This is a genomic window from Streptomyces caniscabiei, assembly GCF_014930365.1.
GTDB classification, from domain to species: Bacteria; Actinomycetota; Actinomycetes; order Streptomycetales; family Streptomycetaceae; genus Streptomyces; species Streptomyces caniscabiei.
In genome coordinates this window covers 447560-463020 of record NZ_JABXWI010000003.1, presented here as the reverse complement: position 1 = coordinate 463020, position 15461 = coordinate 447560, and the positions used below count along the sequence as shown (strand labels likewise).

Sequence of the window (15461 nt, the reverse complement as noted above, 5' to 3'; positions counted from 1 at the left end):
GTTCGGCGTACCCCGGTTCCCCCCGTCATCCCTCCCTCTCACGGCACACCCATGCCAGAAACTAAGGAACCCGCCATGCACAGCACCTCCAGACAGCGCCGTCTGACCGCCGCGGCTCTGACGGCCCTGGCTGTGGCCGTCAGCGCCACCGCCTGCTCCTCCGGCTCGGGCAGCACCGGCGCCAAGGACGCGGACAGCGGCACGTACACCGTCTGGGACCCGTACCCGCAGTTCGCCAAGGGCTCGGCCTGGACGAAGCTGCTGGACAAGTGCGGCACCGACGCGGGCGTGAAGATCAAGCGGACCGGCTTCGACACCAGCGACCTGCCCAACAAGACCCTGCTGGCGGCCCAGCAGGGCAACTCCCCGGACGTCCTCATCGTCGACAACCCGGTGGTCTCGACCCTGGCCGAGGCCGGCGTGCTCACCACGACCGACGACAACAAGCTCGACACCTCAGCGGTGGACCCCAACCTGCTCGCGGCCGGCCAGTCCGGTGGCAAGACCTACGGCATGCCGATCGGCGCCAACACCCTCGCCCTCTACTACAACAAGGAGGTGCTGAAGAAGGCGGGCGTCGACATCGCCTCGGTCAAGGACTGGAAGTCGCTCACGGCGGCGCTGGCGAAGGTCAAGAAGGCCGGCAAGAAGGGGATCACCTTCTCGGCGATCGGCACGGAGGAGGGCAGCTTCCAGTTCCTGCCCTGGTTCTGGGGCTCGGGCGCACAGCTCACCGCACTCGACTCCGCCGAGGCGGCCTCCGCGCTGTCCCTCTGGAAGGGCTGGCTCGACAAGGGCTACGCCCCCAACTCGGTCATCAACAACACCCAGACCACCAGCTGGCAGGAGTTCGCCACCGGCGACTACGCGTTCAGCGAGAACGGCACCTGGCAGCTCGCCAACGCCGAGAAGGCCGGCTTCGACTACGGCGTGATACCCGTCCCGGCCGCCAAGGGCGGCAACGCGGCGGCCCCGACCGGCGGCGAGTTCGTGACGGTCCCGGTCCAGAAGGACGCCGCCCGCTACGCCACCTCGCAGAAGCTGGTCACCTGCCTCACCAGCACCGACAACCTCTACGACACCGACACCACCCTGTCCTACGTCGCTCCCACCACCGAAGTCCAGGACAAGCAGGTCGCGGCGAACGCCGGCCTGAAGCCGTGGGTCGAGGCGGTCAAGGCGGCCAAGGGCCGTACCAGCGACGACCTGGGCACCAAGTACCCCAAGATCTCCGAGCAGATGTGGAAGGCCGTCCAGTCCGCGCTCAGCGGCGCCGAGTCGCCGAAGGACGCGCTGTCCAAGGCCCAGTCGGCCGTCAAGTAACCAAGGATTCGCGGGCCGACGATGAACGACACGAAACAGCTCTCGGACCGCCGGTCCGCGCACGACCTGAGCGGGGCGGCCACCGCCGCCCCGCCACGGGCCCGCGCGCGAGAGAGGCGCCGTCCGTCCTCCTCGCAGTGGGCCGCCTGGGCCTTCCTCGCCCCGGTCACCCTCTACCTCGCCCTCTTCTACGCCTATCCCCTCTACCGCAACCTCGACCTGAGCCTGCGCGACTACACCGTCCGCTCCTTCGTCGACGGCAACGCGCCCTTCACCGGCCTGGCGAACTACCAGAAGGTCTTCGACGACCCGACCTTCGCGCCCGCCCTGCTGCACACCGTCGTCTTCACCGCCGTGTGCCTGGTCTTCCAGTACGCCATCGGCCTGGCGCTCGCGGTCTTCTTCAACCAGCACTTCCGGCTCTCCACCACCCTGCGGGCCCTGTTCCTGGTGCCCTGGCTGCTGCCGCTGATCGTGTCCGCCTCCACCTGGTCGTGGATGTTCAACAGCGACTCCGGCATCGTCAACACCGCCCTGCACGCCGTCGGCATCGGCCCGGTGAACTGGCTGACCTCACCGGACTGGTCACTGCCCTCGGTGATCATCGCGAACATCTGGATCGGCGTTCCGTTCAACCTGGTGGTGCTCTACAGCGGTCTGCAGTCCGTCCCCGGATCGCTGTACGAGGCCGCGGCCCTCGACGGGGCGAACGCCTGGCAGCGGTTCTGGCGCATCACCTTCCCTCTGCTGCGCCCGGTCTCCGCCATCACCCTGCTGCTGGGCCTCGTCTACACCCTCAAGGTCTTCGACATCATCTGGATCATGACCAAGGGCGGCCCGGCGGACTCGTCCACCACCTTCGCCACCTGGTCCTACCAACTCGGTTTCGGCAACCTCCTGCCCGCCTTCGGCCCCGGCGCGGCCGTCGGCAACCTGCTCGTGGTCGCCGCCCTGGTCTTCGGCCTGGTGTATGTCCGGGTCCAGCGAAAGCAGGCACTGTCATGACGATCGCCCAGGCGGCCCCGAGGCGGCGCCGCGGCAGCGCGGGAAAGACGGCCCTCGGCCTGCTGCTCACCGGGGTCATGCTCTTCCCGGTCTACTGGATGGTCAACGTCTCCTTCACCCGCGACCAGGACATGCGCAAGAGCCCGCCGGACCTGTTCCCGACCCACGGCACCCTGGCCGGCTACCGCACCGTGCTCGACGAGCAACTGCCCTACCTCGGCACCAGCCTCGTCGTCGCCCTCGGCACCGTCGCCCTCACCGTGGCCCTGGCCGCGCCCGCCGGATACGCCCTGGCCAAGCTGCGCCCACGCGGCGGCGGCCTGCTGAGCTTCGTCCTGCTGGCCGCCCAGATGATCCCCGGCATCATCATGGCGATGGGCTTCTACGCCATCTACCTCCAGCTCGGCCTGCTCCAGTCCGTGCCCGGCCTGATCGTCGCCGACTCCACCCTGGCGGTCCCCTTCGCGGTGCTCATCTTCACCGCGTTCATGTCCGGCATCCCCGGCGAACTGCTCCAGGCCGCGCAGATGGACGGGGCACGGGCCCTGCGCACCTTCTGGTCGATCGTCCTGCCGATGAGCCGCAACGCCGTCGTCACGGTCTCGCTGTTCGCGTTCCTGTGGTCCTGGTCCGACTTCGTCTTCGCCAACACACTGGTCAACGGCGGCGTCCACGAACCGATCACCCTCGGCATCTACCACTACATCGGCAACAACAACCAGGAGTGGAACGCCATCATGGCCACCGCCGTCGTGGCGTCACTGCCTGCCGCGGTCATCCTCGTCCTCGCCCAGCGTTATGTGGCGGCCGGTGTCACCACCGGCGCCGTCAAGGACTGAGCCACCGTCAAGGACTGAGCCCCCCGACCCGCCACGACGACCGGCGCCCTCCCGCGCCGGCCGGTCGGCACCCCCTGCTCCAGAAACGAGTCACGCCACATGACCGCCGCCCGATCCGGCCCGGCCTTCTCCGTCCACGACATCCCGTTCAGCGCGTACGGATCCTGGTTCGACATCTCCCCCGTGGTGGCGGAGAAGACCTACGCCGAGGACCTCCACCTCGTCTCGCACCAGAACGGCATGCACGGCGTGCTGCGTCTGGTCCCCCTGGACCCGGCGACGGGCGAGCGGGCCGAGACCCGCGTCGAGGCGACACCGGGCCTGCTCACCTGGACCGACGGGAAGGGCCGCGTCGAGCTCGCCTACGAGGCACCGGACACCGTACGCCTGCGGGGCAGCGGTCCTGACTTCGGCGTTCTCGCCGCCGCGCGCACCCTGACCCCGTTCAGCGGCACGTACTTCTTCCACGACCCGGCGGCGAACGCGCACGTCTTCACCTCGTACGAGACCGGCCGCCGCTACCGCGTCACCCTGCTGTCCGGCGTCCTCGCGGACGCGGTCGGTGACCAGGCCCTGGGCGGCGCCGACCGAGGTGTCACCGTGTCCGCGCGGGGGGACGGCGACTGGGAGATCGCGATCGAGGAGTTCGACACCGCCCGCCCCCCGTACGTGTCCTCGGCGCCCTTCGACGCCGTCGTGGCCGCCGCCCGCGCCGCCTTCGCGGATTTCGTCGACGCCGTGGCTCCCTGGCGTTCGGATGACACCCCGGCCGCGGAACTCGCCGCCTACGTCGTCTGGTCGGCGACCGTCGCCGCGAAGGGGCTGGTCACCCGGCCGGGCGTGCTGATGTCCAAGCACTGGATGGACAAGGTCTGGAGCTGGGACCACTGCTTCAACGCCCTCGCCCTCGCGCCCGGGCGCCCCGAACTGGCCCTGGACCAGTTCCACCTGCCCTTCGACCACCAGGACGAGAGCGGCGCGCTGCCGGACTCGGTCACCCACTCCGAGGTCCTCCACAACTTCGTCAAGCCACCTATCCACGGCTGGGCCTTCGGCCATCTGCGCCGCACCCTGCCGACACCTCCTGACCGGACCGAACTCGCCCTGGCGTACGAGCGTCTGGAGCGCTGGACCGACTTCTGGCTCACCGCCCGGCGTGTCCCCGGTGCCGACCTGCCCCACTATCAGCACGGCAACGACAGCGGCTGGGACAACGCCACCACCTTCGACCCCGAGCGGGTGGTCGTCACCGCCGACCTTGCCGCCTTCCTCGTCCTCCAACTCCACGAACTAGCCTCCCTGGCGAAGGAGTTGAGCAAGGAGGACGAGGCCGAACGGTGGACGCGGACGGCCGAGGAGATCCGGACCGAGCTGCTCGACCAGCTCTGGACCGGGGAAAGGTTCGTCGCCCGCTCGGCCCGCACCGGGGACACCTGGAGCAGCGCCGGCCTCCTCGACCTGATGCCCATCGCGCTGGGCGAGCACCTGCCCGCCAAGGTCGCCGGCACCCTCGCCGACCACATCAAGGCCCATCTGACCCCGTACGGCCTCGCCACCGAACTGCCCACGTCCCCGCACTACCTCGCCGACGGCTACTGGCGCGGCCCGATCTGGGCCCCCGCCACCGTCCTCGTCGAGGACGGCCTGCGCCGCGCCGGCCACGAACGCCTCGCGGACGACATCAGCGCCCGCTTCCGCGCCCTGTGCGAGACCCACGGCTTCGCCGAGAACTTCGACGCCCTCACCGGCACCGGCCTGCGCGACCGCGCCTACACCTGGACCGCGAGCAGCTACCTCCTCCTCGCCCATGGCCACCACCTGCGCGCGGAGGCCGCGACCGGCGACACCGCCGTCCGACCCGCGAGCTAGCGCCGCGGCAGGCACCCACCCACACGTCCGGCACGGGGGCCGGCGCAGCACATACAAGCCCCATCCTGAAGGAACGTGAGCACATGCGAAGACTCGGGCAGAGCCGCTCGGCCTCGAGACGGCTTCTTCACGGCATCACCCGGACACTGCTTCCGCTGACCGTCCTGGCCGGCCTCACCACCGCGGTCGCGGCGCCGGCCGCCGCTGCGGACCCCACCCTCACCGTCGACCTGGGCACCACCACCGGAGCCTTCCGCGGTGGCGCCTCCGGGGTGCTGTACGGCCTGTACGGCCCGGACGTGCCGACCAACAACCTCATCGAGGGGATGGGGGTGCAGACCACCAACACCAAGTACCAGGACGGACAGCAGCACCCCGGCTCTGACGCCCTGGAGATCGCCGATCCGTTCGTGGACAGCGGCGGCGGGGACGTCTTCATCTACATGACGGACGTCTACCGGGCCAACTACGAGCGCACGAGCTACGCGGCCTACCAGGAGACGATGAGAACCCAGGTGGAGCAGGCGAAGGCCAGCCCCCACGCCGACCACATCGTCTTCGTCCCCTACAACGAGCCGGACCTGAACTGGTTCAGCGGCATGCGCACCAACTCCACCGCGCTGAACAACTTCAACGCGGAGTGGCGTCAGACGTACAACTTCATCAAGGGCATCTGGCCCGAGGCGCGGCTGGCGGGGCCCAACACCTCCAGCTACACCTCCTCCTCCCTCAGCGGCTTCCTGAACTACTGCAAGACCAACAACTGCCTGCCCGACGTGGTCACCTGGCACACCCTGGGGAGCCCGGCGGACGTCCGCAGCACCGTCGACTCCTACCGCTCGGTGGAGACCGCCGCCGGCATCACCTCGCCGATCACCGTCAACCTCAACGAGTACGCCCACCGCTACCATCTGACCGACCCCGGTCAGATGGTGCAGTGGATCTCGGCCATCGAGGACAAGAAGATCGACGGCAACCTGCCGTACTGGAACATCAACGGCAACCTCGGTGACTCCGCCGCGGCCCAGAACACCCCCAACGCCCAGTGGTGGCTCTACAACTGGTACAGCTCCATGAGCGGCAACACCGTCAAGGTCACCAGCTCCGGGAACAACGCCGCGTACACCCTGCAGGGCCTGGCGAGCCTGGACACGGGCAAGAAGCAGGCCCGCGTCATCCTCGCCGGAGGAGGCACCAGCGGCGCCTCCGACACGGTCATCAAGAACATCGACCCGGCGGTCTTCGGCAACACCGTGCACGTCAGTGTCTTCCAGGACCGCTACAGCGGCTACCTCGGCGCGGCGGCCACCCCGACCCGGCTCTCCGACGCCGACGTCGCCGTGGGCTCCGACGGTTCGATCACCGTCCCCCTCACCCTCGACGCGATGTCCGCGTACCAGGTGATCGTCTCCCCGGGCGGCACCGGCAGCGCCACCCCCTCCGACAGCACCTGGACGGGCACGTACGAGGCCGAGAACGCCACGCTCAGCGGCAGTGGCTACAACATCAACACCGAGGGCACGACCGGCAACGTCAGCAAGTTCCCCGCCTCGGGTACGAAGGACGTCGGCGGTCTGCGCACCGGCTCCACCACGGTGATCTCCTTCCCCGTCTCCGTCCCCACCACCGGCGACTACGACGTGTCGGTGTTCGGCAGCAGCTACGCCAAGGACGCCGAGGTCAAGGGCCCGACCGACGTGTATCTGCGCGTCGACGGCGGCGCCTCGAAGAGGGTCGACATCCCGGTGGGCTTCCAGTGGGTGGTGTGGGGCCACAGCGACACCACCGTGCACCTCACCGCCGGCAGCCACACCATCACCCTCGCCACCACCGGCGACAACAACGCGAAGACCGACGGTGACGCCATCATCGACAAGATCGACCTCCGGTACCGGGACGCCGACGTCCAGGGCACCACGCTCCACGAGGCCGAGCAGGCCACCCTCTCCGACAACGGCAGCACCACCTACACCTCCCAGGGTCAGTCCGGCGCGGGCGCGGTGAACCTCACCTCCGGCAAGTCGGCGACGTTCTGGGTCTACTCGGCGCGTGACGGATACGCGGACCTCACGGCCCGCTTCCGCAACACCGGCCGGGCCGACCTCACTGTCAACGGCAGGGCGGCCGACGACCAGACCCTCTCCGGCGCGACGCCCGACGCCTGGTCCACCTCCACCAACCGGGTGTACCTGAAGGCCGGCATCAACAAGGTCAAGGTGACCGGCGCCGGCGGCACCTTCGCCCTGGACGACCTGGCCGTCACCCCCTTCAGTGCCACCTCGGCCGTGACCACCGGCAACGTGGTCACCTACCAGGCCGAGGACGGCACCCTCACCGGCACCGCCGACGTCTCCACCAGCTACAGCCAGGCCGACGGAGGCGTCGTCACCGGCATCTCCGACGGCACCGCCAACTCCCTCACCCTCGACGTCGACGCGCCCTCGGCCGGCACCTACGCCATGACGATGCGCTACGCCAACGCCGAGGAACTGCCCTCCAACCACTACAACCCCGACCTGTACGCCGAGCACGCCGACGTCAGCGTCAACGGCGGCGACGCCACCCGCGTCCACTTCGCGAGCACCCTGCACTGGAACCAGTTCCAGGACTACACCGCCCACGTCACCCTCAAGAAGGGTGCCAACACGGTCAAGTTCACCTCCTCACAGCTCTACAACTGGGACGGCACCACCATCGGCAAGGTGTACTCGGGCGGCGGCAGCGACATCGGAGAGCCCATGCGCTCCAGCTCCGCCCCGCACCTCGACCAGGTCTCCTTCGCACCGGCGAGCCTGCACATCGGTGCCCCGGCCGCCTTCTCCTCCACCGCGGTGGCCCAGCACAGCGGGCTCTGCCTCGAGAACCCCGCCAAGTCCACCGCGGACGGCACCCAGTACCGGCAGAACACCTGCGGAAGCGGCCAGGAGCAGGTCTTCGACTTCCACCGTGTCTCCGGCTCGACCGACACCTACACCGTCGTCAACCACTCCAGCGGCAAGTGCCTGGACGTCGCGGGCATCTCGACGGCCAACGGCGCCGCCGTCCAGCAGTGGACCTGCCACGGCGGCAACAACCAGCGGTTCAGACTGGCGGCGGTGACCGCGCTCGGCAACAGCCACGACTACCAGCTCGTGGCCGTCCACAGCGGCAAGTGCGTCGACGTCAGCACCATCTCGACCGCACCCGGCGCCCTCGTCCACCAGTGGCCGTGCGACACGGGGAGCACCCTGACCACCAAGAAGAACCAGATCTGGAGGCTCACCGGCAAGGACTGACCCGACCACGGTTTCAGGAAAGTCGAAGTGCCGCCGCACCCGGTTCGGACGGGGTGCGGCGGCACTCGCATCCCCCGGATGTCCCGGAAGAGACCCGTGTGACGTGACCGGGGCGGCGCGGCCCTCGGCAGGGCTGGAGCAGCGCTCGACGAAGCCGCGCACCTCCGGCCGGGAGGCGTCTCGCTGACGGCCGCGCGGGATCGGCCCAGGGTCTCGGCGAGCCGGCGGGTGATCACCTGGCCCTCTGCGCGCCGGAGTCGTACAGTGCCTCGATGCGCTGGACGGGCCCACGACTTCACGAGCGTGAGGGGACCCGGTGCTCCCGCGCCGGCTGACGGCCGTCAGGCGGCCAGCTGCCGGAACCGGCTGCCGTGGAACACCAGCGGGGCCCTGTCGTGTTCGGCCCGCAGGCCGTGGACCTCGAGCAGGGCGATCGTGTGGTCGCCCCCGGGAAGCTCGGCGTACACCGAGCAGTCCAGCCAGAGGCTGGCCCCGTGGATGTACACGCTGCCGCTCTCGGCGGCCTCCCACTCGACGCTCGCGAACCGGTCCCCGTCCTTGGCGGCCAGCGACCGGCAGACCGTGTCCTGTCCTTCGGTGAGCACGCTCACGCCCAGGCGGCCCCCCTCGCGCAACCTGGGCCACGTCGCCGAGCTGTCCTGTACGCAGACCGAGACCAGGGCGGGTGACAGCGAGACCGGGGTGAAGGTGCTGGCGACCATGCCCACCGGCGAGCCGGAACCCAGTGCGCACAGGGCTGTGACCCCGGAGGGGAAGCAGCCGAAGGCCCGGCGCAGCTCAAGGGGATCCATCGTCGTGTCCAGCGGGCTCATCGGACGCCCTCCTGCCCCGACAGGACCGCGCCCAGCTTCCGCATCGAGCCGTTGTTGCCGGCAACGTGCTGGGAGACGCAGCGGACGTCGCGCCAGCGACGCTGCATCGGGTTGGAGCTGTAGAGCCCGGAGCTGCCCGACAGCGTCATGATCTCGTTGAGGATGCGGATGCCCTCGTCGTGGATGTACTCGACGCCACCGGTGAAGGTGAACCACTCGGTGGGGGTGGGCTGCTCGCCCGCGAGGGTCCGGCCCATCACGACACGGCCGGTGTTCTCCGACAGAGCCGTCAGCGCCGCCGTGCGCACGTGCAGTTCGGCGAAACGCTCCTGGAACACCGGGTCCTCGCCGATGAGCACCCTCGGATCGAACGCCGGCCGCTTGGTGGCGGCGAGCTCGGCGAGATCGTCGAGCGCGCCCTGCAGACAGCCGAGGATGACGGCGTCGTGCGAGGCGCCGGTCGGCGAGTACGGCAGGTCGTAGAAGGGGGCGGGGATGTTGTTGGCGCCCATCAGCGGGCCGGTGAAGCGCTCGGGAACGAAGACGTCGTCCATGGTGAAGTCGGTGCTCTGCGTGGCCCGCAGACCCACCGCGTCCCAGGTGTCGAGGAAGGTGACCTGCTCGGGACGGATCAGCGCGACACGCATGTCCGGGGGGCCGTCCGGCCGCGGGGACGCACCCTCGACCACGAAGCCGGCGAGCATCCAGTCCGGGGCGAAGGAACCACTGGCCAGTGGCCAGCGGCCACTGAGCCGGTAGCCGCCCTCCACGGGCGTCGCCTTCCCCTTCGGGGCGATCGCCCCACGGAGCATCAGGTCGGCGCCGTCGCCGAAGACCTCGTTCGCCAGTGTCTCCTGGGGCAGCGACCGTACGAAGAACCAGGCCATCGATGCCGCCTGGACGGTCCAGCCCGCCGAACCGTCGGCCCGTGAGATCACCCGGATCACACGAGCGGCCTCCACCAGGTCCATCTGCTCGCCGCCCCAGGCCTTGGGCAGGGCCATCCGGAACACCCCGGCCTCGCGCAGCGCGGCGACGATCTCCGCGGGGACCGCCCTGGCGGCCTCGGCCTCGGCGGACCGGGCCGCGATCTCGGGCAGGAGGCCGCGGACGCGGCCGAGCAGGCTGTCGTCGGATTCCCGGTCCAGTGACGGAGCGGTCTCGAGCAATGTCGTCATGATGCGTCTCCTCGTTCGGACGAGCGGGTGTCCTGCTCGCCGGGTACTGGTTGTTGGCGTCGTGCGTCCTGTCCGCGGCCCTCGAATCGCGTCCTTGGCAGCGACCCGCCGACGGGCCGGCCCTGCGCGAAGGAGCCGCCGGAGGACGTGCGCGGGGCCACCCCGGCGCATACGTGGCGCGGGCTGCGGGGTACGGACCGCGCCGGAGCGGGCTCCTCAGTGGCGTTCATGCGTGTCCTCCAGATGTGCGGGCTCGGCAGGCGGCACGGCCGTGTGCGGAAAGCGATCACCGCGGCCTGAAGGGTGGGACCGCGGTGACGCTCCGGTCGGCCGGGGGCGGGTGTGGTCGTGCTCGTCCTGCACGGACCACGCCGATGCCTCCTGCTCACTGCCCTGAATGGTCGGTGCGAGGCAGCCTGTCCCGCTTGCTTTTGTGAGCCCGGGTATTTGGCTGATTGAGAACCGCTCGTGCGGCGACGACGACGGTCGTGCTCTCGGCGGCAACCTCCGGGCGTTCGCACAGATCACGGCGGCTCGGCGGCACGGCGGCAGTGTGATCCCCGACACTCGCGGGCCGGGATCGCTCGCGGGGATTTAAGCTCCGGGTAAGGGAGGGGGCTGGTCGAGCCCGGCTCCTCGGGGGGCAGTATCCGCCGTGAGGGGAGCCGCATGCCCCGGATGACGACGCCGGAGGACGGCGACACCACCCGAAGACTGGAGAGCTGGCGGGAAGCCGTCAGCCGGAACCTCGTGCCCCTGGAGGTTCTGCCGCGCGCGTGTGCCGACTTCCGTGCCTCCCTGCGGTCCGCACAGCTCGGCCCGGTCCAGTTCTCGGCCATCACGGCCGAACCGCACACCGTCGCGCGCACCCGTCGGCACATCGGATCCGACGCGCCCGACTTCGTCCAGGTCACACTGCAGCTCACCGGGCACGGTGTACTCACCCAGAAGGACCGCCAAGCCCAGGTCGGGCCGGGTGAGTTGGTGATCTACGACACGCGCCATCCCTTCACCTACGACCTCGACCAGCCCCACAGCGGCCTCGTGGTGATGTTCCCGCGCCCCATGCTCCAGTTGCCGGAACGCGATCTGGCGCGGGTCGCGGCGACTCCGGTCTCGTGCCACGACGGGCTCGGCCTGGTGGTGCGCCCCTTTCTCTACGAGCTGGCACGGCAGGTGGAACACCTGGAGGAACGCGGCACGTCGCGGCTCGCCGGCAACGTGGTCGGCCTCATCGGCACCATGCTCGCGGAGCGCGCCGGCGGGGACCCGGCAGGACACGACGGTCCGGGCCTGCTCACCCAGCGCATCCTCATCTACATGGAGCAGCGGCTCGCCGACCCCGGACTCAGTCCCGAGAGGATCGCGGCAGCCCACCGCATCTCCCGTCGCTACCTGTACAAGTTGCTCGCCGCACAGGGACACACCATCTCGGGCTGGATCCGGGAACACCGCCTCGTCCGGTGCCGGCGCGACCTCACCGACCCGGCCCTGGACCACCTTCCGGTCGGCGCCATCGGCGCGCGCTGGGGGTTCACGGACCCGGCCCACTTCAGCCACGCCTTCAAGGCGTCCTACGGCATGAGTCCCCGGGAGGCACGCGCGGCCCGTGATTGACGTAGCAGGTGTTCCGGAGCGGCGCGGCGACCTCTGACGGGTACTCGGTCGCCGTACTCCGCGTCAGCCACCGCCGAGACCCGGGACGGTACACGCTACGCGACCGAAGGCATCGTCGCCGGTATGCCGAGCCAACTCCCCAGCCCCATCAGCGCCTCACGGCCGACGTGCCCGGGCGACGACTTCAACCGCACCTCGAGATGGGGTTCACCCTCCACCCACGGGACGCCCGCCTCGCCCGCCGACTGCCGCAAACCGGCTGGTCGCCGGGGGAATTCCGTACGGCACCGACCAGCACGAGGAGATCGTGCTGGTCCTCGGCGAGCTGACCGCCAACGCGGTACAGCACGGCCACGTGCCCAACTGGGACTTCCAACTGCTCCTGGACGGGGGCCAACCCGCCCGCACGGTCGGGATCGAGGTCACCGACACCCGTACCGAACGCGCGCCGCCCGCACCGGAAGTGCTGCCCGGCCCCGGCTCGGAGGACACCAGCGGCCGAGGGTCGCTGCTGGTCGCGGGTCTCGCCACCTGCTGGGGCCGGCACCTCCGGCCGGGAGGTCCGGGCGGGACGGGCTGGGCGGAGTGCGTGTGCGCAACTCCCGTGTGAGCTCGGGACCGCGGTGGAAGAATGTGCCGAGATGACCTCCAGCGCCTACTCGCCGTTCGCCCACCTCACCGCCCCCAACGCCCCCCTCTATCGCCAGGCGATGGAGTCCTTCCTCGCCGCCAAGGAGCGGTTCGCGGTGCATCTGCGGCCCGAGGACGTGTACGCCGCCCTGGACGCGGGGAGCCGGCCCGCCGATCTCGACGCGGTGACGCAGGCGTTGGACAAGCTCGTGGAGTGGGGCAATCTGCGGGCCGACCCGGACCACGCGCGGGTGACGGCGGTCGAGGACTTCTACCGACGTCGGTTCATCTACCAGCTCACCCGGGCCGGTGAGGCGGCCGAGGCGGCGCTGGGGACGTACGACGAGGTTCTGGGGCGGCGCGGCGAGCTCCAGGCGGTCGCGCTGCACGACATCGTCACGCAGCTGCGGGCGCTCCTGGTGATCGCCGCGGAGGACGAGCCCGACCCGGCCAAGACGTACGTCGCTCTGTCCGTGCTGACGGCTCGGTTCACCGACCTCGCCGACAACGCCCGCGCCTTCATGGGCTCGCTCCAGCGCACCATCGACCTGCACGACATCGAGGTCGAGGCGTTCCTCGCCTACAAGGACCGGCTGATCCAGTACCTGGAGCGCTTCATCCAGGACCTCATCACCCTCGGCGGGCGCATCGCCCTGCTGATCGGGGAGCTGGAGGAGCAGGAGCGGGTAGGTCCGCTGCTGCGGCTGGCCGCCGCCCGCGAGGCCGCCGACGCCGCTCCCGAGGACGCAGAGCGGGCGGAGGCGGTGGCGTACGAGCGGTGGGCCGCGCGGTGGTCCGGGCTGGCCGAGTGGTTCGTGTCGGGGGAGGGGCGGGAGTCGCAGGCCAGGCTGCTGCGCGGGCGGGCGCTCGGTTCGATCCCGCAGCTCCTGGCCGTCGTACGGCAGCTCAACGAGCGGCGGGCCGGACGCTCGGACCGCTCGGCCGACTTCCGCACCCTGGCGCGCTGGTTCGCCCAGGCCCCGGACGACGCGGCACGGCACCGGCTGTGGCGCGTGGCGTTCGGGCTGCACTCCTCCCGGCACCTCACCGTAGACGCCGACAGCCTCGCCGAACGGACGGCCTCACCGGAGTCGGCCGCCACCCCGTGGAGCGAGGCGCGACCGCTCAGGATCAGCCCCCAGTTGCGCCGCACCGGAAGCTACGAACGGCGCGGCAGGCCGCGCCGGGTGGCCGACCGGGGCGAGGCGAAGCGTCGACTCGCCGAGATCGCCGCCCGGCAGACGGAGGAGACCAGGCGGGCCCGGGACCGTCTCGTGACGGACGGACCGGTGCGGCTGTCCCGGTTCGGCGGACTCGACCCGCACGCCTTCCAGTTGTTCCTGCGGCTGCTCGGCGACGCGCTCGCCACCTGGCGGCCGGGCACCATCACCACAGTCGCCACCAGCGGGGACGGTTCGATGGAGATCCGGCTGACCGCCCTCGACGACGGATCGACGGCCGAAGTGCACACCCTCGACGGCGTGTTCAGCGGTCCCGACCACCTGATCGACATCGTCGACCTCACACTGGGGCACGGTGACGGCACCGTACCGGCACCAGCGTCCGTTCCCGTCCCCGTCCCGCGACGGGACGCCGCTCCCCAGCTGACGGAGGACCTGTGAACGGCCCCCTCACCGAGGTCCTCGACGGCCAGCGGCAGGCCGACCTCCAGAAGGCCGCACGCGCCCTGCTGAAGGAGCCGCTGCTCACCGCCGACGGGCCGTACGCCGACGAGTTCCGGCTGGTGCGCCGGCACACCGCCGAGCTGCGGGAGTGGTTCGAACGCAACGTCGGTTGGACGCTGCGCACGGACGCCGACACCGCACGGCTGCGCAAGACGCCGGGGACCCTCACCGACGCCACGCACCCGGCGCGTGAGGCCGCCCGCAGCGCCCTGCCCTTCACCCGCCGCCGCTACGTCCTGCTCTGTCTGGCCCTGGCCGCACTGGAACGGGGCGAGTCGCAGGTGGCGCTCGGACGCCTCGCCGAGCAGGTCGTCCTGGCCGCCGCCGATCCCGAACTCGTCGCCGCGGGGATCACGTTCACTCTGGAGCGCCGCGACGAGCGTCTCGACCTCGCGGCCGTCGTCCGCCTGCTGCTGCGACTCGGGGTGCTGCGCCGGGTGGCCGGCGACGAGGACGCCTACGTCAGCGGATCGGGCGACGTGCTGTACGACGTACGGCGGCGGGTGCTGGCCGGGATGCCCGCGACTCTGCGGGGTCCCTCCATGGTCGAGGCCGAGGGCTTCGAGGAGCGCCTGGTGGAGATGACCGCCTGGACCGTGCTCGACAGCGACGAACTCAGGTTCCGGGCGATCCGCTGGAAACTGACCCGCATCCTCCTGGACGACCCGGTGCTGTACTACGACGACCTGACCGACGACGAACTGGCCTACCTCACCCGACAGCGCGGCTTCATCACCGCCCGCATCAACGAACTGACGGCACTCGTCCCGGAGATCAGGGCCGAGGGCATCGCCATGGTCGACCCGCTGGACGACCTCACCGACGTGCGCATGCCGGAACAGGGAACGCACGGCCACATCACCCTGCTGCTGGCGGAGCACCTGGCCCGGGCGGGCGGGCCCGTCGAACCGGCGGAACTGGCGGCCCGGGTACGCGAACTGGCCGTGGAGCACGGCGGGTTCTGGTCCAAGTCGGCGCGGGAGCCGGGCACGGAGCCCGAACTCGTCGAGCGGGCGCTGGCCAAGCTGGAGGCGCTGGGACTCGCCGAGCGCACCGAACGAGGCGTCGTACCGAGGACCGCCCTCGCGCGATACGCGGTCGGCGAGCCCGTGGTCGGTGAACCCGGACGGGCCCGCCAGCCAGCCACGACCGAACAGCCCGGGCAGCCCGAACAGCCCGCGCCGCCCGTGCAGGACGAAAGGTGAAC

11 protein-coding genes are annotated in these 15461 nt (G+C 70.5%); 9 read left to right on the top strand and 2 right to left on the bottom strand.

All coding sequences use genetic code 11. The features are described from left to right. Positions 1-75: 75 nt before the first annotated feature. The 5 genes from HW837_RS10295 to HW837_RS10275 all read left to right on the top strand — a co-directional run bounded on the left by HW837_RS10295 (position 76) and on the right by HW837_RS10275 (position 8311). Complete coding sequence (locus HW837_RS10295; protein ID WP_045562035.1) at positions 76-1323, top strand: sugar ABC transporter substrate-binding protein; 1248 nt, start codon at positions 76-78, stop codon at positions 1321-1323. A 21-nt stretch (positions 1324-1344) separates the two neighbouring features. Then, the gene (locus HW837_RS10290) at positions 1345-2328 is read left to right on the top strand and encodes a carbohydrate ABC transporter permease (protein WP_193380622.1); all 984 of its coding nucleotides are present in this window, start codon (positions 1345-1347) and stop codon (positions 2326-2328) included. Continuing rightward, positions 2325-3167, top strand: coding sequence for a carbohydrate ABC transporter permease (locus HW837_RS10285; RefSeq protein WP_045562033.1), 843 nt, complete (start codon positions 2325-2327; stop codon positions 3165-3167). The genes HW837_RS10290 and HW837_RS10285 overlap by 4 nt, the downstream gene beginning before the upstream one ends. A 99-nt stretch (positions 3168-3266) precedes the next feature. Then, positions 3267-5036 carry an amylo-alpha-1,6-glucosidase gene (locus HW837_RS10280; protein ID WP_193380623.1) on the top strand — a complete coding sequence of 590 codons (1770 nt, stop codon included), beginning with the start codon at positions 3267-3269 and terminating at the stop codon, positions 5034-5036. A gap of 83 nt (positions 5037-5119) precedes the next feature. After that, entirely contained in the window at positions 5120-8311 is a 3192-nt protein-coding gene (locus tag HW837_RS10275) for an RICIN domain-containing protein (protein ID WP_193380624.1), read from the top strand. A 341-nt stretch (positions 8312-8652) separates the two neighbouring features. Here HW837_RS10275 and HW837_RS10270 read toward each other — a convergent pair whose 3' ends face one another. Next, positions 8653-9144, bottom strand: coding sequence for a flavin reductase family protein (locus tag HW837_RS10270; RefSeq protein ID WP_045562030.1), 492 nt, complete (start codon positions 9142-9144; stop codon positions 8653-8655). After that, positions 9141-10322 (bottom strand): acyl-CoA dehydrogenase family protein, encoded by a 1182-nt coding sequence (locus HW837_RS10265; RefSeq protein WP_193380625.1) that lies wholly within the window; start codon positions 10320-10322, stop codon positions 9141-9143. The genes HW837_RS10270 and HW837_RS10265 overlap by 4 nt, the downstream gene beginning before the upstream one ends. Positions 10323-10991: 669 nt before the next feature. Here HW837_RS10265 and HW837_RS10260 point away from each other — a divergent pair. The 4 genes from HW837_RS10260 to HW837_RS10245 all read left to right on the top strand — a co-directional run bounded on the left by HW837_RS10260 (position 10992) and on the right by HW837_RS10245 (position 15459). Continuing rightward, positions 10992-11939 carry an AraC-like ligand-binding domain-containing protein gene (locus HW837_RS10260; RefSeq protein WP_078853853.1) on the top strand — a complete coding sequence of 316 codons (948 nt, stop codon included), beginning with the start codon at positions 10992-10994 and terminating at the stop codon, positions 11937-11939. A gap of 307 nt (positions 11940-12246) precedes the next feature. Next, positions 12247-12549 carry an ATP-binding protein gene (locus HW837_RS10255; protein ID WP_234442780.1) on the top strand — a complete coding sequence of 101 codons (303 nt, stop codon included), beginning with the start codon at positions 12247-12249 and terminating at the stop codon, positions 12547-12549. Between the two features lie 31 nt (positions 12550-12580). After that, positions 12581-14191 carry a TIGR02677 family protein gene (locus HW837_RS10250; protein WP_045562028.1) on the top strand — a complete coding sequence of 537 codons (1611 nt, stop codon included), beginning with the start codon at positions 12581-12583 and terminating at the stop codon, positions 14189-14191. Further along, positions 14188-15459, top strand: a complete 1272-nt coding sequence (locus tag HW837_RS10245; protein WP_193380626.1) for a TIGR02678 family protein — start codon at positions 14188-14190, stop codon at positions 15457-15459. The genes HW837_RS10250 and HW837_RS10245 overlap by 4 nt, the downstream gene beginning before the upstream one ends. Positions 15460-15461: the final 2 nt, after the last annotated feature.